Source organism: Thalassospira sp. UBA848, assembly GCF_002295455.1.
Classification (GTDB): Bacteria; Pseudomonadota; Alphaproteobacteria; order Rhodospirillales; family Thalassospiraceae; genus Thalassospira.
Window position 1 is genome coordinate 1 of sequence record NZ_DBGS01000045.1, and the last position, 24,765, is coordinate 24,765.

A 24,765-nucleotide genomic window follows, 5' to 3' on the forward strand; every position below is an offset into this window, starting at 1 on the left:
TCATTTTCAAAAATCTCGACCCCGTCAAAGCCGGCAGCAGCAATGGCGTCGAGTTTTTCCTGAAGATCGCCCGACAGTGAAACTGTGGCAATTGAGGTCAGCATTTTTATCCCTCCGGGATGCATGTGGGGCACCGGCACATTCACAGAAGGATGCAGCAATCACGGGACTTGCCCCGCGCGCAGATCAATGCTGTGAACGGCGCCGATAGGTTTCGATATGGTCGGTCAGTTTGGCAATCGCGCCATCCAGATCCCGTGCAAGGGACAGCTCACAGATTTCGCGATGCTCATCGATGATTTCCTGGGCACGGAAACCATGGGTTTTGAGTTCGATCACCACATAACGGCGGAACTGATCGAAAATCTCGTGGTGCAGACGCATATGCAGGTTCGAGCCACAGGCCGAAATCAGCGCCTGATGAAATTCGCGGTCATACTGGCTCCAGCGAACGGTCAGTTCACGGCTGTCACGGTCAAGCATCTGCTTTTCAACAGCGGCAAGCTTGTGATGGGCGGCCGCAACCCGGGCTTCCCATTCCACATCACCATGCTTGATCGAGGCCGCCAGACCATCGCGCTCAAGCAAAAGCCGCATCGCGGTCAATTCCTTGAAATTGGATGGTGATGTTTCAACAACGCGGAAACCTTTCTGGCCCTCGACAACGACAAAGCCTGAAGCGACAAGACGGTTAAGCACTTCACGCAGCGTGTTGACCCCGACGCTATAACGTTCGCGCAGCGCCTCAAGCTTGAGCTTCACGCCCGGCTGCAATTCGCCATACAAAATGTCATCGCGAATTTCGTTGTAGACTGTCTCGGCAACGGTACTGCTGCTCATCGTCTTGGTCCCCTAGCCTGTCAATGCCTCGGGATAGGCATTGAAGTATTCGTCCCTTGCAGCGTCGGCATCTATCTCTGCCCCGCTGAAAACTTCAAATGCTTCAATACCCTGAAAGAAGAAGAGTTCAAAGCCGGTCATGACTTCAATGCCCGATTTGGCCGCGGCGCGCAGGAACGCGGTTTGAACCGGCGTATAGACCGCATCAAACGCCCATTTCTGTCCACCAAACAGATCGGCATCAAACGGACAGCCAGGATACTGGTTCATGCCAACCGGCGTGCAGTTGATCAAACCATCGGACGCGCGCACCGCGTCAGAAAGGTCATCTTCACCGACAAAGGCCGCATTGGCATTGGCCGCAACAAGGGTCGCGACCAGTTCCTCACCGCGCGATGTATCCTTGTCATGGATCAGGATTTTGTTCGCACCAAGCCCGCGCAGGCCAAAGGCCGTCGCAAGACCGACACCACCGGCACCCATCTGTAAAACCGTGCCCGGCTTGGCATCGCCGAACTGCCCCCGATAACCGCGCATGAAGCCGACAAAGTCGGTATTATCGCCGCGCCAGCCATCTTCGCGGAAGACAACGGTGTTCACCGAGCCCAAGGCTTCGGGCAGACGTTTGCGCGGCGTAATAAGTTTGCGCGCACTTGTTTTGTAAGGATGGGTCACATTAACCCCGGCATAGCCGGTTTCCGCACAGGTGGTCAGCTGCTTGATCAGATCAAAATTGTTGATCACATCACTGTCGAGGTATTCGTACGTGACATCCATACCGCACATACGGCCCAGCAATACGTGCAGTCGTGCCGACTGACTCCGTGAAATGCCTTTACCGATAAGACCGAGTTTCAACATGGACAGGTATCCTAAAATCCAAACAGTTCGGGCAGGAATGTAACGATGCCCGGAACAAAGGTGATGATCAGCAACACCATCAGTTCGACGATAAAGAACGGCATGATGGCGCGGATCATGCGTGCCATCCCGACACCGGCCACCGCGTCTGCAACGAACAGACACAGCCCCATCGGCGGCGTAATCAGGCCGATCATCAGGTTAAAGATCACAATGATCCCGAAATGGGTCGGATCAATGCCAAGGCTAAGCGCAATCGGGTGCAGGATCGGCACCAGCACCAGCATTGCGGCAATCCCCTCAAGCACCAGACCAACAGCGAGCAGCATCAGGTTGATCAGGATCAGGAAGGTGACCGGGCTGTCGACATACCCCAGAACGAACTTGCTGACGGTTTGCGGAATACCGGCAAAGGTCATGAACCAGTTTGCCGCAGCAACCGTTGCCATGATGATCAGGATGCTTGAAGAATCGCGCATCGCGCCTGCGAAAATTGCCGGCAGATCGCCCGGTTTCAGTTCGCGGAACACGAACAACCCAACAACCAGCGCATAGAACACCGCAAAGCTTGCCGCCTCGGTAGGCGTGACAATCCCCGCCAGGATCGACCCAATCACAAAGACCGGCATGAACAACGGAATAAGACCATTCCAGATGGCTTTGAGCTTCTCGCCCACATTCATGCGTTCGCGCGGTTTTGCGTGGTTTTTGACAAAGAACCGCACATAAACCGACAGCGCAAGCGCCAGCAAAACACCCGGCACAATCCCGGCAAGGAACAGGGCAGGCACAGAGACATTGGTGGTGATCAGCGCATAGATGATTACCGGGATACTGGGTGGAATGATCGGGCCGATCACCGATGACGCGGCGGTCAGGGCGGCGGCAAAATCGCGCGGATACCCTTCTTTTTCCATCGAGGGAATAAAGATACGGCCAATCGCGGATGTATCGGCAACCGCCGACCCCGAAAGACCGGCAAAGATCACGGAAGACCAGATGTTGACCTGCGCCAGACCGGCCTTGGCGTGCCCGACAAGCGCATTGGCCAGGTTGATCACGCGCGATGTGATGCCGCTGGCATTCATCAACTCGCCCGCCAGCACAAACAGCGGGATTGCCAGAATTGTGAAACTGTCCAGACCGGCAAAAATACGCTGCGGCAGAAGATCAAGGCCAAACGTGCCCGTACTGATATAGGCAACAAGGCCAAGCGCGATTGCAAATGCGACCGGCGCACCAATTGCAAGCAGGGTCAGAAGGGTAACACCGGTAATCATGCCTCACCCCGCGCAGAATTCTCTTTGAAGTACGAAGCAAGACGCAAGGCGGCTGCAATTACGAGGCAGACACCACCCACGGTGATGGCGATTTGCGCCCAATACATCTGAATGCCAATGCCCGAGGCAACAATACCCCCGCGCTTGGCGGCAAATATGTAGCCTGCATAGGCAAGGATACCGCCCAGAACCAGCGTCGCGGCATCAACAATGACTGCAAGCTTGCGGCGGATACGTGCGGGAATGGTATCAACTACAATGCTGAAGGTGATCTGGGTACCCTGCAGATAGGCATAGGCCACACCGAACATGCAGCCATAGATCATCGCGTATTTCGCGACTTCTTCGCTCCATTGCAGCGGGGAAGAAAACAGATAGCGGCTGACACTACCGGCAAAAACAACACCGAAGACAACGAGGATACTCAACCCCGAAAGCCCGGCGAGCAAACGCTTAAACGCATTTTCGGTGCGCTGCATGGGTTCCCCCGGATCACTCTGAAAATTATTATTATGCTTCTAAAAGCAAGTTAGCGGGAAAAAAGGGCAGGTCAGGTGCAAGGAGGAGCACCCGACCCGCCAAACACCGATTACATTGAAGCTTCGGCTTCGGAAACGGCAGTTTGCAGTTTTTCGATCCATGCAGCATCGATCTCACCCGAGAGCCATTCGATGACAGCTGGCTGTGCCGCGTCACGGAACATCTTGAGCTGTTCGGCGGTCGGGGTGGTTACTTCCATGCCTTCCTCTGCCAGTTTGGCAACGCCTTCGGCAGAGTTGAATTGCTGAACCGCACGGCCCACGTTCGATGCAACACCGGCTGCGCGACGCAGAAGCGCCTGATCAGCCTCCGAAAGGCTCTGATAGGTTGCTTCGTTGATAACAATGAAGTCGGTGCCGTATACATGACGATCAAGCGTCAGGTATTTCTGCATTTCATAGAACTTGTTGGCGTAGATCACACTGATCGGGTTTTCCTGACCGTCAACCGTACCAGTGGTCAGTGCAGTCGGAACTTCCGGCCACGGAATTGGGGTCGGGTCACCGCCAAGTGCCTTGACCATTTCCACGAACAGCGGAACGGTCATGACACGGATTTTCAGACCTTCCATGTCTTTCGGCTCGGCAATCGCGCGCTGGGAGTTGGTAAAGTTACGGAAACCGGTTTCGCCATAAGCCAGTGTGCGCAGGCCGGTTTTTTCCAGGCAGTGAGCCGCAAGCTCTTCACCGAAGTCACCATCCAGAACTTTCCACGCAACGTTGGCGTTCGGGAAAACATAAGGAATATCAAGAACAGCCGCTTCAGGGCAGACCTTGGAGAACGGACCGGAAACCATCGACATGGCAAGGGTACCGTCCTGGGTATTCTGCAGCAGATCGGTTTCACCGCCCAGCGCACCGGCCGGGAACAGTCCGACCTCAATACGGCCACCGGATTCTGCTTCGACAATGTTTTTAAAGACCTGTGACGCCGCACCTTTTTTCGAGGTGGTCCACTCTGCCGGGTCAACGTGGGCAAAGTTCAGGGTGACATCAGCTGCCTGCGCGGAAAACCCGAATGACGCAGCAGCAATGGATACGGCGCCAAACAGCGCACCTTTGGAGATCATCTTCATTACTTCCTCCCGATTAAAACGACATCCGCAGACCGAGGTTGCTTTTGACACTCTTGTTCTAAGCGGCCCTTGTTCGGAATTGGGATAATTTAAAAAACATAGGAGATTTTGTCAAACGTTCTATATTTTAGCCTAAAGTCGCAGATACCAAGGCTTTCAGACCAATCGCAATCAATCCGTGTCCGTACGTCAGCAGCGGATTTACCGTCAAATTCCTGACAAAAAGCGATGATTTAACATCTTTACGCTTGGGGGAGAGCTGCCTAAATTTCAAACCACAGAGAACTAAAACGGTGCTAAAGCCCGCGCGCACAATCGCTGCGGCCACAGGTACATCCGCCTGAGACAGCTTGCAAAACAGCTTGCAGCAAAACAGGATAATTGTGCTACTTTGGCAGTTAAATATTTCGATTCGCCCTCTGAAACGAAACCCTTTTCAAAGTGAACCCCGTGAACAGTGTAACCGGTCCCAAATCACCGCAACTTGCGAAAGTCGCTTCGCGCATTCTGGCAGGCAGCTTCCTGTTCGAGGATCTTGATCCCGAACTGCTTGAACAGCTTTCAAACCAGGCAACCGTGCGACGACTGGAAGATGGGCAGTTGCTGTTTGAAAAGGGTGCACCGGCAGACGGCCTTTACGCGGTCGAGGCGGGCAAGGTTCGCATTTCCTCTGTGTCGGAAACCGGCAAGGAAATCGTCCTTAATGTTCTTGCACCCGGTGCTGTCTTTGGCGAAATCGCATTGCTTGACGGGGAACCCCGCACCGCAACCGCGCGGGCGGTTGGCCCGACCCGGACCCTGTTTATATCGCGCGACGATTTCTTTGAAATCTTTGACCGCGAAGCACCGCTGCGCCGTCACATCACGGCCCTTCTGTGCCGTCGCCTGCGCTGGGTCAGTGACCTGCTTGAAGATGCCAACTTCCTGGATCTGACGGCACGCCTGATCAAGCGCATCCTGTGGCTGGCCGAACGCCATGGCGGCCCGGACCCCGAAGGCATCCGAATTGCCCTGCCCTTGTCACAACAGGAACTTGGACTGATGCTGGGTGTCACGCGTGAAGCGGTGAACAAGAAACTGCGTGAACTTGAAAAACAGGGGATGATCACGCGCCGTGATGGTCGTCTGGTCATCAAGGACAGCGAAGGGCTGAAACAACTTCTTGCTGATGCCGTCAAAAACTGAACCTTCGGATTCGATCTTTGAACGTCTTGTTGCCCGCGAAGAAAAGCGCGGGCTGATCCTTGTCGCCTTTCTGCGCATCTGCCTGCTGGCATTTATCCTGCTGCTGTTTAGCAAACCCGATTCCCCGACCGGCAAGCTTTATACCCTGCTTGAGGTTCTCGCCTGGTTCGTTCCCGGCGTATTCGTCCAGCTCTTCGTCGCCTTTCGTGGCGACAAGTCATACTGGATGATTTATCTGCTGGCGGTGATTGATGCGGTCCTGATCGTCTATGTCTCGGTCGTGCCCGATCCGCTCAATCCATTGCTGGAACAACCGGCCTGGCTGTATGGCTTTGTCGTTCGCGACCGTGGCGTGGTCTTTTCCATGATCATGATGGCGATCATCATCATGACCTTTTCACCGCGCCTGATCCTGTGGTTTGGCTTCTGGCTGTTTGTATCTTGGTGCGGGGCGATCTGGTGGTTGATGACCCGGCCCGGCGTTATCGTCTCCCAGCATTTCGGCGATGAATGGAACCCGACCCAGCAGGAAATTATCGATACCTATAACCTGCCCGAATTTGTCGATATTTCCGCCTTGGCCGAACAGGTGATCATTGTCATCGTCTTTACCCTGGCCTGTGCGGTGATGGTTTCGCGTTTGCGGGTTCTGATCAACCAGTCGGCGGCATCCGAACGCGCGCATGGCAATCTGGCCCGCTATTTCCCGACGGTCCTTGCCGATCAGCTGGCTGATCGTGACGAACCGGTGCGCGTGGGTGAGCGGCGCGAATGCGTCATTCTGTTTGCCGATGTTATTGGCTTTTCACGCTTTGCCGAAAAGCGTGATCCACAGGAAGTCATGCGCTTTCTCAACCAGTTCCATTATATCGCCACATCGCAAATCGGGGCCTATGGCGGGATTGTCGAAAAATATATCGGTGATGCCGTGATGGCGAGTTTCGCTGCCTTTGATGATCTCGAACATCCTGCTGCCAACGCCTATTGTGCCGCACAGGCCATCATCGCCCAGGTCGCCGAATGGCAGGCAGAAGATCCGGCCAACGGTGGCGCGCCGCTTGAAATCGGCGTGGGTCTTAATTTCGGTCCGGCGGTTGTTGGCGATATCGGCCAGCGCGAAGCTGTGACACCTGCCGTGATCGGGGCGACGGTTAATCTGGCTGCCCGTCTTGAAAAGGCCACCCGCGAACTTGGCAGCGATGCGGTCCTGAGCGAACAATTCGCCAACCGCCTGCACAGCGAAGTGCCTGTCGCTGCCCCAACCCTGCTGGCGCGCTATGGGCAGACGCAAACAATTCAGGTCAAAGGATTTAGCGAACCCGTCAGAGTGTTCTTTAACAACTGCTAAATAAACGGGCGATAGAATGCTGCCTGGTCTGCCAAACCCTTGAATATCGGGCATACCAATCCAAAATGCTTTGATAACTTCTGACGCAGCATGAAAACGGATCAGCAGGAGGACGCGATGGCGACCACGACAGGCCCGAATACCACGACCACGGATGCCGTGCCGTCCGCCGTCAAACTGACCACCCTTTTTGGCGAACGGGAATTTGTCTGGGACAAGGCGATATACTTCCCGGCCGGGCTTAAGGGGTTTCCTGATCACAATGTTTTCGCCCTTGCCAGCTTCCCCGGAGAAAGCGGCAATGCCTTCCTTTTGATGCAATGCCTGACCGAACCGGAACTGGCCTTTATTGTCGCGCCCTATAACCTTGAAAGCGACACCATCCGGCCAGAACATCTTGAACAGGCCTTTGCCATTCATGGCATCAAGAAGAACGATGGCGCAGTGTTGCTGATCGTTACCCTGCACAAACCCGATGACGGGCCGGTCAGCATGTCGGTCAACCTTCGCGCCCCGATCATTATTGATACCGGTCGCCAAGCCGCCTATCAGCATCACCTGCCCGAAGCTGGCGGCTATTCCTTCCATCACGAGCTTGGCTGATCCGTCGTCTTTCTTTGTGACATTCTGCCCCATTGCACGTGCCAATAGCCGCACGTCAAACCGTATGCCATGCGTGCGGCCTGCCCTTGCCCGATTCTTCAAATCGTCGCCACATGTCCTTGATCCTGCCACTTTTTCAAGCAAAAGTAGCAGGATTGAAGCAGAACTTTGCATGCCACCATAAAAAGGGATCGGGAATGTCCGCAGCATTGCGCAATCGTTTCGCACTGGCCGCTTTGTTGGGCTCGGCGGTGTTTTTCGGGCCGGATATCGAAGCTGCCCGCGCACAGGGCCCCTCGGTTGATCTGTCCGCAGATGACCGTACCAACCTGCAGCTCACCGTTTATCCGGGCAATCTTTCGCTGATTGCCGAACAACGCGACGTATCCATCCCCGAAGGCCAAAGCACCCTTCGCATTGATGGCCTGCCACGCACCATCATGAATGATTCCTTCCTGCTTGGCAGCGCAAGGGACGCCGATCTTGTCTGGATGTCCCTGCGTAACCGCACGAACGGTTCCAACGTCCTTGATGACCTGCTGCGCGATCAGATCGGCAAGACCGTCACCATTCGTCGTGACGATGACCTGATCGACGGCACGCTGGTCGCGGTGACCCATGTGGCCCTGGCGCAAACCGATGCCGGGATTGAACGGGTGCCGCTTGATCAGGTGATTATTTCCGACTTGCCTGATGACTTCACCACCACGCCCACCCTTGATGCGGACATCGCCACCAGTGCCCCGCTGGATCATGTTTCCATGGCATACCTTCTGGGCGGCATTGGCTGGAATACATCCTATACCGCCTATTATGACCGCGGGGAAAACACGCTCAAACTCACTGCAATTGCCCAGGTGATGAACGCATCGGGTAGCGACTATAACAACGCCAGCCTGCGTCTGGTTGCGGGTGACCCGAACCACGTTCATCAGCCCCAGATGGTCAAGGCTGCGCGGACCGAAATGATGATGTCGGCCATGGCTGATGGTGGCGCACCGTCCAATGAAGAACCGGACCGCGCAAGTTTCGAAAACCTGCATGTTTATGGTCCGTTTGACGGTCTTTCGATGCAGGATGGCGATACGGTGATTTTACCGCTGCTTGACCCACAGGTCTTGCCGGTCAAACGCCACGCGATTTTTACCGCATCCAGCAACGCCTATAATATGGGTCAGAACGGCTCTGAGACGTTCGTACGCCCGGATCTTGAAATCGAGATTACCAATACGGGCGGCACAGATGCCAAAAGCCCATGGCCAGATGGCATCGTGCGCATCTATGCCAAAACCCCGGCAGGTGATACCGGCTATCTGTCCGAGGACATGATTTCACTCACCCCGGTTGGGCGCGATGCGACCCTGCGTCTGGGCAAGGCAAGCGACCTGACAGGCACGCGCAATGTCACATCCCTTGACCGCAAAGCGCGTCCGAACCTGCCAGACGAGGTCAAAGCCGATCTCGCATGGACCATCAGCAACACCAGTGATCGTGCAGAAACCATCACCATCCGCGAACATCTGCCTGTTGACTGGAAAGTTACCGCCGAAAGCCACAAGCACGACCGTCCGCAACCCGGACAGGTCAGTTGGGAAATCGACGTTCCGGCAAACAGTGACGTCACCCTGACATGGTCGGTGGCCAGCACCCGCTGATCCCACCAAACAGGCCCCTTCAACAGAACGACCACATGGAAAAGAACCTTGTCCGTGTGGTCGTTTTGCTTTGCGCGGTGCTGTTACGGCTTGCCGCGCGCACCATAAAATGCCTTTGCCAACGGCAACAACACGCCCGCATTTGGCAACTGGTCGGTCCGGCTGCACAGATCGGCATATATAAAGATCAGCTTGGTCAGCAGGATAAAGGCATCCTGATTGCGCATCCCGGCAAAGGTGCCAAGCACTTCAACCGCATCGCTGGCCGCATCGCGCGCCAGATCAAGCTTGCCCGCCCCTTGCAGGGCCAGAACAAGGGCCGCCAGGGAATAACCAAGATCAAGGCGTTCACTGTCGTCTCTGCGCCCGACACAATTGCGCAACCGGTCCTGTCGCAATTCGACCGCCTGACAGGCAGCATCAACCGCCCAGTCCCATTCGCCCGCCTCGATCTCAAGCGCTGCGCGGTTGTTAAGACTAAGCGCAAGCCCCGCCACCGCTGCATCGCGCGCAGTCGGCAAATGAAAAGAGAAAATTTCATCCGCAGCATCAAACAGCTTCAATGCCGCTTCTCGTTCTTCGCGGGTATGGTTGCTGGCCATTTCAAGATAAAGTCGCGCGACCGCAAGCGAGTTGGGATCGGTCTGTTCAAGATAGGACAAGCGCAACGCATATTCTTCGTCCGTATTGTCCGTCATCCTGATCCCGCCACCTCGTTTTCACATGTCAAAGGCCCGCCCGGCCGTGCAGAGAAAAGACGTTTGGCAACCCCACCTTGTGAAGGACGGTCATTCAGCGATAAGCTGTTTCCCTTCGTTTGGCAGACTGCTAGACAATCGGGATCAGAGTTGCCCCAAAATCCGGAAAATTGCCCCAGATGAGCACATCCAGCGAAACCCTGCGCGCCCTTTACGGCACATGGCGTCTTGCCCGTGGCGACGAACAAGGTCTTGGATTTTTTAATTTTTCAATCGAAGGCTTCTGGCGCTCATTTCTGGCGGCCGCCATTGTGTTTCCGGCCTTTGTCCTGTTGCGCTGGAACGATATTTTCGATGCCCCGGAAGATTTCCCGGCCATCCGCTACATGCTGGTTGAAAGCATCGCCTATGTCATCAAATGGGTCGCCTTCCCGCTGATCATGTTCCACGTCATTCCAATGCTGGGGCGTGCGGAACGCTATATCGCGTTTATCACGGTTTATAACTGGGCAAGCGTGCTGCAGATGGGGCTTTATCTGGCGGCTTTGATGCTGGGTGTTTTGTTCCCGTCGCTGGGGGCCGGTGGTTTTGTCTTTATCGCGGTGATCGCGACACTGGTTTATGGCGTCTATATCGCCAAGCTGACCCTGTCGGTCCCGATCCCGACCGCCAGCACCATTGTTCTTGCCGATTTCCTGCTGTCGCTGGTGATCACATCCATCGGTATCCGTCTGGCCGTCGGGCAGCTATTCTAGGACAACTTAAAAACAAAACCGCTTCAGGGAGAAACACACGATGAAACCCGTTCTTGCCGTCACCCGCCGACTGCCTGATGCCGTTGCAAAGCGCGCTGCTGAAAGTTACGACATCCGCACCCAGGAAGATGACGATCCCCTGACCCGTGCTGAAATCCTGGCCCTGTGTCATGGCGCGGATGCCGCCCTTGTTTCGGTGGGCGATCCGATTGATGCCGAGTTTTTTGATCATCTTTCCGACAGCGTGAAAATCATCGCCACCTTCTCGGTCGGGACCGATCATATCGATCTGGCAGCCGCCAGGAAAAAGGGCGTGATCATCGGCAATACGCCGGGTGTCCTGACCGATGCCACCGCCGATATTGCCTGGCTTCTGATCCTTGGGGCTGCCCGCCGTGCCAGCGAGGGGGAGGCAGAAGTCCGCAACGCCACCTGGTCAAGCTGGCGTCCGACCCATCTGATGGGCACACAAGTGACAGGCAAGAAACTGGGCATCGTTGGCATGGGTCGCATTGGTCAGGCGGTCGCCAAACGCGCGCGCGGCTTTGATATGGACATCCATTATTACAACCGCCGCCAATTGCCTGCTGATCAGGAAATGGGTGCGACCTATCACGACAGCATCGACGGCCTTTTGCCCCATTGTGATTTCCTGTCGCTGCATTGCCCGTCCACGCCCGAAACGCGCGGCATGGTCAATTCGGATTTCATCGCCAAGCTGCCCGATGGCGCGATCATCGTGAACACCGCGCGCGGCGATGTCGTCAACGATCAGGACCTGATTGCCGCGCTCAAATCGGGCAAACTGACGGCAGCCGGGCTAGATGTGTTCGCGGGTGAGCCGAACATCGAACCGGCCTATCGCGACCTTGCCAACACCTTCCTGCTGCCGCATCTGGGTTCAGCCACGGTTGAGACCCGCAACGCCATGGGCTTCCGCGCACTTGATAACATCGATGCCTTTGTGGCCGGCAAGGACGTGCCGTTTACGGTCTGAACCGCGCGACGATCAGGCCAGCAAAACAAAAGGCGCCAAACGGCGCCTTTTTTCGTATCAGGGTGATGTTCGTTCGCCTTAACCCAGATCGCTTTCCTCGCCCGCGGGCAGGATGCAGGCGATTTCGCGGCCATCGCGGCTGATCTTGACGCGCCCGCCATGGATTTCGACCACGGCGCGCACCATAGCCATGCCAAGCGCACGGCGGGCCGATGGGGACTCGCCATCGCGCAGGCCTTCAAACAGCATCGGTTGCGGCGCTTCGTCCGACAGCGAGATTGAAATTTCGATATCCTCGCCCCGGCGGCGCGCAATCACGGAAACCTCGCTGCCTTCGGGGGCGGTGCGCAGCACGTTGGTCACCAGAATGAACAAGGCCTGTTTCAGGCGACGTTCATCGGCCACCATCCAGCCGATCTGACGGGAACAATAAAGACGCAGCGATACATTAAGTTCCGCCAGTCGGGCCCTTGTCAGTGCTTCGAGCGAGCGCAGCAAACGACGTGGATCAACGGTATCAAGCTCAAGTGCGACCTGCCCCGATCCAAGGGTTGCCAGATCGCGCATATCATCGACCAGCGCCAGCATGCTTTGGGCTTCGGTACGGATGGTTTCAACCGATCGCGCCACATTGCCGGTCAGATGCGGGATCAAACGATCAGATTCGCCATTGATGTGATCAAGCGGCTTGGTCAGTTCACGCGATACGGTCGAAATGAAGTCCGACTTCATCTGGTCGGCAGTGCGCAGTGCCTCGTTGCGTTCACGCAGCGCGCGTTCAACCCGGATGGTATCAGTCACATCGATATAGGACATCATCACCGCACCATCAGGCAGCGGCACGATGGCAAAATCAACGATCGAATTGTCTGCACGTTCCAGGCGGCCATTCATCGGCTCATGGTTGGTGATGCGTGCGACCATGCGGTTCTTGAACTTTTCCCAGTCATCGCGTTCGCGCCAGTAATCCTTGGATTTCTCGACCACGTCGCCCAAATGCGGGGAGGCATCCAGGAATGTGCTTTCAAGCCCCCAAAGATCGGCAAAGCCATGGTTATACAGCCGCAACCGGCCATCGCCACTGATCACGCCAACTGCTTCATGCAGGCTTTCAAGCGTTTCACGCTGAACCGCAATCAGGGTGTTATAGGAGCTTTCCAGAACCAGCTTGTCGGTGACATCCTCATAGACAAACATCAGCCCGCCAAACGGATGGGGCGAGATAAAGCGACGCAAGGTCATGCCATTGGGCAGATGCATCAGGTCTTCTTCAGGTTTGAGAAGATCGGTGAAACGCTGGTTTTCGGTATTGCGGAACTGGGTGAAATCGGTGACTTCCGGCAGTTTGCGTTCATCGCGCAAACGCCGCAAAACATCATCATGGGTCGGCTCGGTCCAGAGCCATTCGTCATCAAGGTCCCAAAGCTTGGTAAACGCGGTGTTAAAGAAGATAAGCCCCTTGTCCCCGCCATAAACCGCAATCGCCGTCCCAAGGTTTTCAAGCACCTCGGCATGGGCGCGAATATGGCGTGACAGATCAGACTGCAGTTCTTCGACCGGGGTGCAATCAATCGCAAACCCGATCAGACCATCGGGTTCATCCCCACCACCAGCCGGCATTTCGGTAATGCGCAACAATTTGCGATCACCGCGAATGACGACATGGAAATCACGTGTCAGGCTTTCATTATTGCGCTGAACCGATGCCGCCAATGACCGCCCGTGATCGGGGATCACACCCGCGCCGATTTCGGCTTGTGTCGCCAGGGCATCTTCGATGGTTTGCTGTTCGACCGCATCGGCATAGGCGATGTTGCAATCAATCAGGCGAAGCTCACCATCACGACGCCAGACCGGGAAGGGCAGGCTGTCAAGCAACTGGCGCAGGCCCGATACTTCGTGTTTCAGCAGTTGGAAATCGCCAAACTGGTTTTCGCGTTCGCGCGAATGACGCGTTTCATCACGGAACCACAAACCATGGGCCAGCACATCCGATGACCGATCCTTGCGCGCGGCCATGCCGGTCACATGGAATTTGCGTTCATCAATGGTCGTTACCCAAAGCTCAAACCTGTCATGACCTGATTTAAGGTTACGCACCCGTTCTTTTAGCGCATCGGCATCGTCGTCACGCAGAAGGTCGAGCAGATCGGGAAAACGCCCGTCATGCCCCAGTTGAAAGGCCCGTTTAAGCGACGGACTGGCACCTTCGGCAAAGCCATGGTGACTCCAGTAATAAACCGGGTCAGGACCAGCAAACAAAAGCTGGGTGAAAAGCTCGGTCTCACCGGCCAGTTCATGTTCGTGATCTTCGACTTCTTCAAGATGGCGGCGCATGCGTAACGACAACCGCCAACCAACCCATCCGGCAATCGCCGCGCCACCGACAGCCGCCAGTCCAACCACAAGCCAGTCGCGATCACTTAGGCCTGCAAGGCTTCCGAAAATCGTCGCACCAATGCCATCCGCCTGGGCCAAAGCGGGCGCAGTACCCTCTCCGGCATTTGTTGCGGTATTGAGGCGGAATTTTTCCTGGGCCTGAACGGTTACCGACAGACCAAACGTCGCCACCATCGCACCCGTGCTGCGCCAAAAGGCCGGACGCGACAAATCAGACAGTCTGCGCATGATCGCCACTGTCTTTTTGCCTGCGCGAAGCTGTGTGGATGCCTGTTCGGATGCTCGCCGTGTCACGTGTTGTTAACCGTTTGTGTTTATGAGCTATTATTATGGTGAAAACGTCGTGCTTTTACCACCGTTTCACATCATCACGGCAACAGGCTTGTCGGATGGCGTGTTTCATGGCGAAATCTTCGGCTCAAAACTCATTCACATGGCCAGTGATTCCGTTTATGTCTGCGGGACACACATTCTCAACCGAGCACATCAACCATTCCTAAAATGAGCCCAAAACCGCAGTTAGATCTTTTTGCCCAGCGCGCAGAGCCCAAGCAGGCCGCGCCACAAAAGGACTCTGCCGCGCTCAAGGCGGCGGCAAAACCGGCCGCGGAAATCGGCGATCTGTTTGATACCAATTTCAATGCCGCTGACATTGCCGAATGGGAACTGCTGTTTCGCGATGTGCCGCAATATAACTATCATTTCAAACGCGCCCAGATCGCCTCGGCCTTTGACCGACCCTTGCACAAGAAACTGATCGCATCCCCCGCCTTTGAGCGGTTGCGCGAAATCTCGTTTCTAGGTGCCATTGATTATCTGTTCCACCCCAATGGACGCCCGGCCAATATCCGTCATTCCCGTTATGACCACACGATTGGCGTGGCATTGCTGTCGCAACGCTATTGCCGACTGATGGGGTTATCGGATGCCGATTGCGATCTTCTGGGGGCGGCGGCCCTTTTGCATGATATCGGCCATGGCCCGTTTTCCCATACGCTGGAACCGGAATTTGCAAGGCGCTTTAACCGCAACCACCATCAACTGACCAATCAGATCATCACCGGCGAGGTCGATCTGGACCTGTCGGTCAATCATCTGCTGGTCAAGCATGGTGTCGACCCGGATGAAGTGATCGCCCTTCTGTCGAAAAAGTCCGATCATCCGCATGCCGCCCTGTTTGCCGGTCCGGTCAATATCGACACGCTGGAGGGCATCAGTCGCACCAAGACCTATGTCCATCCCAACCATGTGCATTGCCACCCGCGCCTGTTGCTTGAAGCCGCCGTCAAGCTGGACGCAGAATCGCTTAAGCGCCTGGACAAGTTCTGGCAGCTGAAAGAAGACATCTATCGCAATTTCATCTTTGGTCCGATGTGTTTTGCCACCGACCATCTGTGCCGCGAATTTGTTGTCAAAAATGCACCGGACTTTGCCGCCGATGATTTCCTGCTGACCGAAAAGGCGTTCCTGAACAGCCACCCGGCCTTCAAGAAATTCCTGCATAGTCTTAAAAACCGGATTGAGCTTGATGGCGTTGCCGACGCGGTCGACCATCAGATGAGCGCATCTGCCAGCACCCTTGATCTGCACGAGGCCAAGGTGCCCCGGCGCGAATTTCACATCAACAAGGATGTCGAAGTCCGCTGCTTTGCCGATCTGTCAAAACGCTATTACGAGGAAAAGCATTCCTTCCTGCGGCGCGTCGGCAGCCTGACCGACCCGGCCCAGCAGGCCGCAGCCGCCAGCCTGTTCGACTAACGCGATAACACCGGTGATCGGTGCAACTTTGGTCCGGATGGCACAGAAGCCCGGATTACAGCGATACTCAAACAGATCCTGATAAACGCCCTTTTAATCTTTAAAGGTTAGGGAATGATCAGGTCAGGCCGTTTTCAACGAGTCGCAGCAAGGAACAAATCCGATCTTGTTACCGCAAACCATCGCAACCAATCAGCACTACTCAGCCACACGTCTGGCCGAGATGCGCGACGCGTTGGGCAAAAGCCTGTCGGGCGATACATTTTGCGTGGTGGTGACCGGCTCCTATGGGCGCCACGAGGCATCCGATCAATCCGATCTGGATTACTTCATCATCGGCCGCGAAGCCGAACGCAGTCAGGCCCCGCACCAACAGGTTGCCGATATCCTTGGCAAGATGGTCACCAAGAAACCGGCGGTGAACGGTCCGTTTTCGTCCTATATAACGGCCGAGGAACTGGTAAATCGCATCGGGCTTGATGGCGATACAAACTCGATCACCACGCGACGGCTGCTGTTTTTGCTGGAATGTGAGTGGCTCTATAACGAGGCGGGCAAACGCAAGTTCTTCGACGATCTGATCGCCAATTACGTCACAAGTTCCGTGACGCGCGATTCCATCGCGCGTTTCCTGGTCAATGACGTGATCCGTTATTACCGCACCATCAGTGTCGATTTTGAAATCAAGACCCGCGAAGGCGACGCCAGCAAGGCATGGGCACCCCGGCGGCTGAAACTGGTTTTTTCGCGCAAGATGCTTTATTTCGGCGGCATTATCGCAGCAGCTGAAACCGCAGGCCGCGATTATGCAGGTAAACGTGAAAAGCTGTCGGAACTTTTACAGCTTCCGCCCATCACGCGCCTGCAAACCGTATTTGGTGAAAAAAGCCTGCCTGCGCTGGAACTTTATGACCGTTTCCTGCGCGAACTTTCCGATCCTGAAGTCCGTGCACGCCTTGATGGCGTCGGACCACATGATCGCAATGACGCCGAACTGCGATCGCTCCTCGATGCTGGCAAGGGCTTCTCGCGTGAGCTGATCAAATTGCTCAATGACCGCTATGGCCCGGATCATCCGATCCACGAAGCGCTGTTGATGTGATCATCAAGCCCGCCGAAACGCCTGATCAGGACGGCCGTGACCTTTCGGTGATGTGCTTGAAATAGTTTTCCCGATCAAGGTCATGAACCTCGACGGTGAACTGCACCTGATAATCGCCAACCAGCCATTCCAGCCGGTCAATCAGGGCGGCAAGGGCGGCCTCACCCGTGGCAAATTTCACTGTATTGATCCGCCCGGACAAAAGCCGGATATCGAGATGGACCATGGCGTTTCTGGCATCGCCATCCCCGATCACGACATTCTCCAGTGGCGTAATCCGGGTCTTGAAGGAATCCAGATCCGCATCGGCTTCGCGGGCAATCACGTAATGCAGATCAACCGCAAGCTTGGATAATTCATCCTTGATCGGCAGTTGGGCAGAATACTCGATTTCGAGCTGGGGCATGATGGCCATCCATCTAACTGGTTTGAATTTTTCTAACAATTTGCAGTGTATCTGCATACAAAAAAAGCCGGCCCGCAGACGCGGACCGGCTTTGATACAAATCGGCAGATGCCAATTAGTAGCGGTAATGTTCCGGCTTGAACGGACCCGCCTGCGGCACACCGATATACTCGGCCTGCTCGGACGAAAGCTGGGTCAGTTTCACACCAAGACGTTCCAGATGCAGGGCTGCAACTTTCTCATCAAGGTGTTTGGGCAGGACATAAACCTTGTTTTCGTAGTTCGCGTGGTTTTTCCACAGTTCGATCTGGGCCAGCACCTGGTTGGTGAAGGATGCCGACATCACGAAGCTCGGGTGACCGGTTGCGCAACCAAGGTTGACCAGACGACCTTCGGCCAGAACGATCAGGCGTTTGCCATCCGGGAACTCGACTTCGTCAACCTGCGGCTTGACGTTGTCCCACTTGTAGTTCTTGAGCGAACCAATCTGGATTTCGGAATCGAAGTGACCGATGTTGCAAACGATTGCGCGGTCTTTCATCGCACGCATGTGGTCAAGCGTGATGATGTCGATGTTACCGGTGGTGGTCACAAAGATGTCGCCAACCGGAGCTGCGTCTTCCATGGTGGTGACTTCGTAACCTTCCATCGCGGCCTGCAGGGCGCAGATCGGATCGATTTCGGTCACAAGAACACGTGCACCCTGGCTGCGCATGGACGCGGCCGAACCTTTACCCACGTCACCGAAACCGGCAACAACAGCGACCTTGCCGGCAACCATCACGTCGGTTGCGCGCTTGATGCCATCAACCAGGCTTTCACGGCAGCCATACAGGTTGTCGAATTTCGACTTGGTGACCGAGTCATTGACGTTGATCGCCGGGACCTTGAGCGTGCCTTTTTTCGCCATTTCATAGAGGCGGTGCACACCGGTGGTGGTTTCTTCCGACAGACCTTTGATGTCTTCGAGAAGTTCCGGATATTTTTCGTGGATCAGCTGGGTTACGTCGCCGCCATCATCAAGGATCAGGTTCGGCTTCCAGCCGTCCGGACCCGCGATGGTCTGCTCGATGCACCACCAGAATTCTTCCTCGGTCTCGCCTTTCCAGGCAAATACCGGGATCTCAGCAGCAGCCATCGCCGCAGCAGCCTGATCCTGGGTCGAGAAGATGTTGCACGAAGACCAGCGAACTTCCGCGCCAAGGGCCGTCAGGGTCTCGATCAGAACTGCGGTCTGAATGGTCATGTGCAGGCAGCCGACGATGCGTGCGCCAGCCAGCGGTTTTGCATTGCCATATTCTTCGCGCAGCGCCATCAGGCCCGGCATTTCGGTTTCGGCAATCGCGATTTCCTTGCGGCCCCAACCGGCCAGCGAGATGTCCGCGACCTTGTAATCGGTAAAGTTCGACATGTTGTCTCCAATCAAACAGGAATGGCGCATCCGCATGGGACTCTGTCCCGCCGATACGCCGATAAATTCTGTTGCGGTCCTATCCGCGACCGCGATAGGACACATATAAAGATATCTTTATATCGTTTTCAAGTTCTTTTTTGTGTGAATTTGTGTCCTGCACAAATTCTGACCGGTGCATCCCCCGTCACACCTTGCAATCCGGGGCATCTTGACCACGGACGACAAGGACACAAAGAGCCCGGAACTCCCCCTATGTTGGGATGTGTCAAGGTGACGGCAAGCTATGGCTGGCGGGATTTGTCAGGCGAGATCGTTAAAATCATCAAGCATCATGGCAATGCGCGCGGAGTCCCACTGTTCCATAACGCGGTTGGCCTGATGTTCGGAATTGCGGCTATCAAGGCGACGCAAGCGTTGCTTGACCAACAACAGATTGACCGGCGACATCGAAAGATTGCGCAAGCCAAACCCGATAAACAGCGGCACATAGCGCGGATCACCGGCCATCTCGCCGCAGACACTGACCGGAATATTGCGTTCGCCCGCCACCCGGATCACATCACGGATCAGGCGTAAAACAGCGGGATGCAGCGGATCAAACAATCCCGCCACCTGATCATCGGTCCGGTCAATCGCCAGCGTATATTGCGTCAGGTCATTGGTGCCAATCGCAAAGAAATCGCTATCGCGCGCCAGCGTATCCACCGCAATGGCTGCTGCCGGAATTTCGATCATCGCGCCTAGGGGCGGCAGGGTTTCGGGGATCGGGTGACCATCCTTGCGCAGGCGCTTGGCCACGGCCTCGTAGACCTGACGGGCACGGGTCATTTCATGCACGCTCACCACCATCGGGATCAGAACCCGGACCGGACCATGCAGGGATGCACGCAGGATGGCGGCAAACTGGGCTTCAAGCAGTTCGGTTTTGCGCAAGGACAAACGGATGCCACGCAAACCGAGCGCCGGATTCGGGCCGGACCCGATTTCGCTCTGAAGGGCGACGGCCAGCTTTTCACCGCCGATATCAAGGGTGCGGATGGTGACGGGTTTGCCATCCATGCGTTTGACGATGTCGGCCAGTTCTTCGTATTGCTCGTCCTCGTCTGGCAGATAGTCCTTGTTCATGAACATGAACTCGCTGCGCAACAGCCCGATGCCAGCCGCCCCGTTTTCCAGTGCTGCCGACAGCTCAATGGGCAATTCGATATTGGCATGCAGATCGATATCAATCCCGTCGCGCGTGGCGGATGGCACGTCGCGCAAGCTTGCCAGCTTTTCACGCGCCGCCAGCCAATCCGCACGGCGCTGGGTATAATGTTCGATATCGGCATCGGTCGGCGCAATGATCACTTCACCGCGCCCGCCATCGACAATGATCTGGTCACCACCACGCACACCGCGAATGATATCGGTCGCCCCCAGAACCGCAGGAATACCAAGCGAACGGGCCATAATCGCCGTGTGGCCCTCAGCCCCGCCAAGGGCCGTGACAAAGGCCGTCACCTGGCCCGGTTCAAAGCGCGCCATGTCGGCCGGGCTGACATCCTCGGCAATCAGGATGGAGCCGCTTGGCGCCTTGTCGACGACGCGGTCGGTTTCCCCCATCAGACAGCGCATCAGGCGCAAGCCAACCTCGCGAATGTCGGTCGCACGCGCCGCGATATAGCTGTCATCCATGCCGGAAAACTGTTCGGCAATGGCATCGATCACTTCATTGACCGCATGTACGGCATTGAGTTTTTTGGAAACGATCAGTTCTTCGGCACCACGCACAAGACGCGATTGCGTCAGCATGTGGATATAGGCATCCAGCAGAAAGCCAAGTTCCTCGGATGCGGCACTTTCCTTGGCCGATGATTGGGATTTCAGGCGTTTGAGCTGATCAATGCTTTCGGCAACACCATCATGAAGGCGTTTGCACTCGTCCTGAACGGCATCCGGGGCAATCGGCTTGCGACTGACATGAACGATCTGGCGATCCAGGACAAAGGCGCGACCGATAACAATCCCGCCCGATGCGCCCAATCCGGTAATGACCCGTCGAGCGCCCGAGGTATTTTCATCTGAAACGGTTTGCTCCGTCGGAGGAACTTGCAAGCCTTCGCTACCAACTCGTTCTTGTTGTTTCCCGAAAGTCAGACGCCCGTGGCCTCAAATCGTGACCAATGGGTTCTTATTCTTCGTCGAACTTGGCATCGACCAGTTCATTAAGCGCATCAATCGCCTGGGTGGCGTCCGGGCCTGTGGCCTCAACCTCGATCTCGGTGCCGATGGATGCGGCCAGCATCATCAATCCCATGATCGACACACCTGATACTTCTGTGCCGCGGTTGCGCACCATGATGCTCGACTTGAATTCGCCTGCCAGTTTAACAAATTTCGCAGCCGCCCGCGCGTGCAATCCGCGCTGGTTGCTGATTGTTAAAGTGCGTTTTTCCTTCTGCGCCATCTATGTCCCCGCAAGCCAGATGCGCTGTCCCGGTGCATCCGGCCCTGTTCTTTTTGTTGCTGACTTATTCCTCGCCGCTCAGCAGACGCGACGCAACGTTTATATATTTACGCCCCGCATCCTGGGCCGCGTTGACCGTTTCGGCCAGGGTGCCATCGATGCGAACAGAAGCGAGTTTAATCAGCAAAGGTAAATTAACCCCTGCGATTACCTCGACATTTGCCTGTTCCATAATGGAAATCGCCAGATTGGACGGAGTCCCGCCAAACATGTCGGTCAGAAGGACAACGCCCTTGCCGCTATCGACCTTTTCGACGCTGGAAAGAATGTCCGAACGGCGTTGTTCCATGTCGTCATCCGGCCCGATACAGACCGCTTCGACATTTTCCTGTTCGCCAACAACATGCTGCAAGGCAGATACGAACTCTTTCGCGAGATCGCCGTGGGTGACCAGCACCATCCCGATCATGCAGTATTCTCCATTTTATCACTCCCCCGAGGTCGGCTCGTCCGGCTTGTCCCGATGACTGAGATGTGTGTCATACCCCAGATCAGCAATCCAGTCATTGAGTAACCGCGCGATATACACCGAACGATGTTGACCACCTGTACATCCGACCGCAATGGTCAGATAGCTTTTACCTTCCTGCGCATAACGCGGCAAAATCGGCTCCAGCATTGCCTTAAGGCGGCTTACAAACCCGGCAAAATCCGGGTCTTCTTCTATGTATCGCCCCACGGCCGCATTCATCCCGGTCATCAGGCGAAGCTCGGGATCATAATGCGGGTTGCGCAGAAAGCGAACGTCAAAAACCAGATCGGCTTCTGCCGGCACCCCCTGGCGGAACGAAAAGCTGCGCACAAAGATCGCCATCCCTTCGGTTTCGCCAATATCAAACTGGTCCTGCAGGATCTTGCGAAGCTCGGCTGATTTCAGGCGCGATGTATCAATGCGCATATCCGCCGTAGCGGCAATCGGCGCCATCAGGCGTTTTTCATGCTCGATCGCATCGACCAAAGGCCGATCATGGTTAAGCGGATGCGGGCGTCTGGTTTCGGTAAAGCGGCGCTGCAAGACTGCTGTGTCTGCATCGACATAGATCATCAACGGGTCCATGCCCGTCTGCTTGCGCAAGCGGCCGACAATATCGACAAACTGATCAACACCGAAATCTCTGCTGCGAATATCAAGGCCAATGGCAATCGGCTGTTCCGGGCGACAGTCACTGGGCACCAGCGCGGAAAGCATCCTAAGCGGCAGGTTATCGACCGCATCAAAGCCGAAATCTTCCAAAATCTTAAGCGTGGTGGTGCGCCCCGCACCCGACACACCGGTCACAAGAACCAGGCCGCTTTTGCCATCAAATGCGCCAAGAGCCTTGTTTTGACTGTCAGAAGAATTCATCGAAGAGTTCTGCAAAGCGGATTCCTGTGGGTTACGTTTCAAGTGTCATTTCACCTGTCGCGAGCGCCAAAGCTACCCCGATCTTTGCCTCAATAGCCAGATCGGATGCACATAATGTCCAACGCGGGATCTCAATACCACAAAACTCTTCATGTTCCGGTTCCGGCATACGTTCGACCTGCGTTGGCGCGCAACTCAGATCAATCAGAACACGCACGTCGCCTTCCGGTTTTTGCGGCAGACCACGCACAATCCCGATGCCGCGTACTTCGCATAATCCGGCAATCGGTTCGGGTGCACTGGCAATCAAACGCCCGTCACGCGCCACAAGGTCGGTTCGATCATCGGAAACAAGAAAGCCGCCAGCGTCGATCAGACGCAGCGAAAGCCCGGATTTTCCAGATCCGGATGGTCCACGCAACAGCACCGCATGGGCACCGATCCGGACACAATTTGCATGAAGCTGGGACATAATGGAAAACGATGCTTGGCAGAAGTTGGGTTGTCAAACCCCAAACGCAGCAAGGGCGGCTGACTTAACCTCGCGCATAGGAAAAGCGCGCTTCTGGGTAGAAAAAAACTTAATCAAGCGGCAGGCGAATGGTGAAGATCGCACCATTGATCACGTCATCAACCATGCGATTCTGTGCGGTAAGTTCACCGTTATGGGCAGCAACGATTCGCTTTGAAATCGAAAGTCCCAGGCCGGAATGCTGGCCGAATTTCTCGCTCGACGGGCGCTCGGTATAAAACCTGTTAAAGATTGCCTCTTCCTTGCCGGGCGGGATCCCCGGCCCGTCATCCTCGATCGTGATCACCGCCCAGTTCTTGTCGCGCCAGGCGCGTACGCGCACTTCCCCGCCATCCGGGGTAAAGGTGATCGCGTTGGAAATCAGGTTCCTGAACACCTGCGTCAAACGGCTTTCAAGTGCGGGAACATTCAGATTGTCAGGGACGGAAACCTTGATCGGCGGACCATCGACATCGGCGTTATAAAGCTCACCCAATGTCGTAAGCAGCACACCCAGATCAACTTCCTCGCTTTCGGCACGCGACAGTTCGGCATCCATGCGCGAATAGTCGGAAATATCACTGATCAGACGATCAAGGCGCTGCACGTCCTCGGCGATGATTTCCATCAGGCGGCGCTGGCGTTCCGGATCCTTCAGGCGGGTCGCGGTTTCCACCGCCGAGCGCAGCGAGGTCAGCGGATTCTTGATTTCATGCGCAACATCGGCGGCAAAACGTTCAATGGCATCCATGCGATCCCACAGCGTTTCGGTCATATCGCGCAGTGTCGTTGACAGATCGCCGATTTCATCGCGCCGCCCCGAAAGATCGGGAATGGTAAACTGGCGGTTCTTGCTGCGCCGGACGCGTTCGGCCGCACGGGCCAAACGGTTAAGCGGCCGCGTAATCACACCCGCCAGATAGATCGACAACAACACGGTGATGCCAAAGGCAAAAACAAAGATTTTCAGGATATCAAGGCGCACCGCGTGCAGGGCGTTTTCAATCGGCTCGCCACTTTTGGTCAGCATGACCGATGCCAAAACCTGTTTAAAGCGCGCAACCGGGACTGACACGGACAAAACCCGGCGCCCCTGACTGTCCACACGCACCACCCCGCGCGAATAGCCCGCCAAAGCTGCGCGCACTTCGGGGTAATCCGCCGCACTTGCCACGGGCGGATCAACATAAAGCGGCAAGGGTTGTTCCCCCTCAAACAGGGTCAGAATCCCATCGGTGAGTTTGCGCATGATATCGGCAAAAGCGTCTTCTTCGCCAGGTGCTGGAAGTTCTTCGGCCTGAATGGTGCCCGCACCAAGCGACTGGATATTGCGGCTATCGGCCAAAAGGCTGCCATTGGTGGCAAAAAGGCGTGTGCGTGCGCCCGTAATCCCCACAAGTCGGCGCACCATTTCGCGCGCGACCTCGATTTTTACCCGGTTGGTCGCATCATCACTGGAACTGACCGCCGATGTCGAAAGGGC

At 55.8% G+C, this 24,765-nt stretch carries 23 protein-coding genes and 1 pseudogene; 8 read left to right on the forward strand and 16 right to left on the reverse strand.

Features of this window, described 5'->3' with window-relative positions; genetic code table 11:
* Positions 1-186 precede the first annotated feature (186 nt).
* The 6 genes from B2R48_RS05735 to B2R48_RS05760 all read right to left on the reverse strand — a co-directional run bounded on the left by B2R48_RS05735 (position 187) and on the right by B2R48_RS05760 (position 4,924).
* Entirely contained in the window at positions 187-840 is a 654-nt protein-coding gene (locus B2R48_RS05735; RefSeq protein WP_296998690.1) for a GntR family transcriptional regulator, read from the reverse strand.
* Positions 841-852: 12 nt separating this feature from the next.
* On the reverse strand, positions 853-1,701 hold the full coding sequence (locus B2R48_RS05740) for a shikimate dehydrogenase family protein (protein WP_296998692.1): 849 nt from the start codon (positions 1,699-1,701) through the stop codon (positions 853-855).
* A gap of 11 nt (positions 1,702-1,712) precedes the next feature.
* The gene (locus tag B2R48_RS05745; protein ID WP_062953654.1) at positions 1,713-2,981 is read right to left on the reverse strand and encodes a TRAP transporter large permease; all 1,269 of its coding nucleotides are present in this window, start codon (positions 2,979-2,981) and stop codon (positions 1,713-1,715) included.
* Positions 2,978-3,460: a TRAP transporter small permease gene (locus tag B2R48_RS05750; RefSeq protein WP_296998695.1), complete on the reverse strand. Its 483-nt coding sequence runs from the start codon at positions 3,458-3,460 to the stop codon at positions 2,978-2,980. Before B2R48_RS05750 ends, B2R48_RS05745 begins: the two co-directional genes overlap by 4 nt.
* A 110-nt stretch (positions 3,461-3,570) precedes the next feature.
* Complete coding sequence (locus B2R48_RS05755; protein WP_296998697.1) at positions 3,571-4,596, reverse strand: DctP family TRAP transporter solute-binding subunit; 1,026 nt, start codon at positions 4,594-4,596, stop codon at positions 3,571-3,573.
* Positions 4,597-4,723: 127 nt separating this feature from the next.
* The gene (locus B2R48_RS05760) at positions 4,724-4,924 is read right to left on the reverse strand and encodes a hypothetical protein (RefSeq protein WP_296998699.1); all 201 of its coding nucleotides are present in this window, start codon (positions 4,922-4,924) and stop codon (positions 4,724-4,726) included.
* 122 nt (positions 4,925-5,046) lie between these two features.
* On the opposite strand from B2R48_RS05760, the gene B2R48_RS05765 reads away from it, so the two are divergent.
* From B2R48_RS05765 to B2R48_RS05780, 4 genes are all read left to right on the forward strand, one after another.
* Complete coding sequence (locus tag B2R48_RS05765; protein WP_044830191.1) at positions 5,047-5,781, forward strand: Crp/Fnr family transcriptional regulator; 735 nt, start codon at positions 5,047-5,049, stop codon at positions 5,779-5,781.
* Positions 5,765-7,129, forward strand: coding sequence for an adenylate/guanylate cyclase domain-containing protein (locus B2R48_RS05770; protein WP_062953651.1), 1,365 nt, complete (start codon positions 5,765-5,767; stop codon positions 7,127-7,129). The genes B2R48_RS05765 and B2R48_RS05770 overlap by 17 nt, the downstream gene beginning before the upstream one ends.
* Positions 7,130-7,246: 117 nt before the next feature.
* Positions 7,247-7,732, forward strand: coding sequence for a flagellar assembly protein FliW (fliW, locus tag B2R48_RS05775; protein WP_181838541.1), 486 nt, complete (start codon positions 7,247-7,249; stop codon positions 7,730-7,732).
* 197 nt (positions 7,733-7,929) lie between these two features.
* A complete protein-coding gene (locus tag B2R48_RS05780; RefSeq protein WP_296998703.1) occupies positions 7,930-9,387 on the forward strand; it encodes a DUF4139 domain-containing protein in 1,458 nt (485 codons plus the stop codon).
* Between the two features lie 83 nt (positions 9,388-9,470).
* On the opposite strand, the gene B2R48_RS05785 is transcribed toward B2R48_RS05780, so the two are convergent.
* Entirely contained in the window at positions 9,471-10,085 is a 615-nt protein-coding gene (locus tag B2R48_RS05785; protein ID WP_296998705.1) for a hypothetical protein, read from the reverse strand.
* Between the two features lie 179 nt (positions 10,086-10,264).
* Here B2R48_RS05785 and B2R48_RS05790 point away from each other — a divergent pair, with 179 nt between their 5' ends.
* Both B2R48_RS05790 and B2R48_RS05795 read left to right on the forward strand, forming a co-directional pair.
* The gene (locus tag B2R48_RS05790) at positions 10,265-10,840 is read left to right on the forward strand and encodes a hypothetical protein (protein WP_062953647.1); all 576 of its coding nucleotides are present in this window, start codon (positions 10,265-10,267) and stop codon (positions 10,838-10,840) included.
* A 40-nt stretch (positions 10,841-10,880) separates the two neighbouring features.
* Positions 10,881-11,837 carry a 2-hydroxyacid dehydrogenase gene (locus B2R48_RS05795; protein WP_296998709.1) on the forward strand — a complete coding sequence of 319 codons (957 nt, stop codon included), beginning with the start codon at positions 10,881-10,883 and terminating at the stop codon, positions 11,835-11,837.
* 78 nt (positions 11,838-11,915) lie between these two features.
* On the opposite strand, the gene B2R48_RS05800 is transcribed toward B2R48_RS05795, so the two are convergent.
* A complete protein-coding gene (locus B2R48_RS05800; protein WP_296998711.1) occupies positions 11,916-14,531 on the reverse strand; it encodes a PAS domain-containing sensor histidine kinase in 2,616 nt (871 codons plus the stop codon).
* A 207-nt stretch (positions 14,532-14,738) separates the two neighbouring features.
* Here B2R48_RS05800 and B2R48_RS05805 point away from each other — a divergent pair, with 207 nt between their 5' ends.
* Together B2R48_RS05805 and B2R48_RS05810 are read left to right on the forward strand one after the other, a co-directional pair.
* Positions 14,739-15,995, forward strand: coding sequence for an HD domain-containing protein (locus B2R48_RS05805; RefSeq protein ID WP_296998713.1), 1,257 nt, complete (start codon positions 14,739-14,741; stop codon positions 15,993-15,995).
* Positions 15,996-16,152: 157 nt separating this feature from the next.
* Positions 16,153-17,097: pseudogene (locus B2R48_RS05810) on the forward strand (DUF294 nucleotidyltransferase-like domain-containing protein); the annotation flags it as partial.
* Between the two features lie 25 nt (positions 17,098-17,122).
* On the opposite strand, the gene B2R48_RS05815 reads toward B2R48_RS05810, so the two are convergent.
* The 8 genes from B2R48_RS05815 to B2R48_RS05850 form a co-directional block, all read right to left on the reverse strand.
* Positions 17,123-17,503: a 5-carboxymethyl-2-hydroxymuconate Delta-isomerase gene (locus B2R48_RS05815; protein WP_296998714.1), complete on the reverse strand. Its 381-nt coding sequence runs from the start codon at positions 17,501-17,503 to the stop codon at positions 17,123-17,125.
* A gap of 115 nt (positions 17,504-17,618) precedes the next feature.
* Complete coding sequence (ahcY, locus tag B2R48_RS05820) at positions 17,619-18,914, reverse strand: adenosylhomocysteinase (RefSeq protein WP_062953715.1); 1,296 nt, start codon at positions 18,912-18,914, stop codon at positions 17,619-17,621.
* 303 nt (positions 18,915-19,217) lie between these two features.
* Positions 19,218-21,014 carry a phosphoenolpyruvate--protein phosphotransferase gene (gene ptsP, locus B2R48_RS05825; RefSeq protein WP_296998716.1) on the reverse strand — a complete coding sequence of 599 codons (1,797 nt, stop codon included), beginning with the start codon at positions 21,012-21,014 and terminating at the stop codon, positions 19,218-19,220.
* A 76-nt stretch (positions 21,015-21,090) separates the two neighbouring features.
* A complete protein-coding gene (locus B2R48_RS05830; RefSeq protein WP_062953640.1) occupies positions 21,091-21,366 on the reverse strand; it encodes an HPr family phosphocarrier protein in 276 nt (91 codons plus the stop codon).
* A gap of 64 nt (positions 21,367-21,430) precedes the next feature.
* Complete coding sequence (locus B2R48_RS05835; protein ID WP_062953639.1) at positions 21,431-21,835, reverse strand: PTS sugar transporter subunit IIA; 405 nt, start codon at positions 21,833-21,835, stop codon at positions 21,431-21,433.
* An 18-nt stretch (positions 21,836-21,853) separates the two neighbouring features.
* Positions 21,854-22,813: an RNase adapter RapZ gene (rapZ, locus tag B2R48_RS05840; protein WP_296998720.1), complete on the reverse strand. Its 960-nt coding sequence runs from the start codon at positions 22,811-22,813 to the stop codon at positions 21,854-21,856.
* Positions 22,803-23,243, reverse strand: a complete 441-nt coding sequence (locus B2R48_RS05845) for an HPr kinase/phosphorylase (protein WP_296998723.1) — start codon at positions 23,241-23,243, stop codon at positions 22,803-22,805. The genes rapZ and B2R48_RS05845 overlap by 11 nt, the downstream gene beginning before the upstream one ends.
* 109 nt (positions 23,244-23,352) lie before the next feature.
* Positions 23,353-24,765, reverse strand: a 1,413-nt coding sequence (locus tag B2R48_RS05850) for a stimulus-sensing domain-containing protein (protein ID WP_296998724.1), incomplete at its 5' end; no start/stop codon positions are given.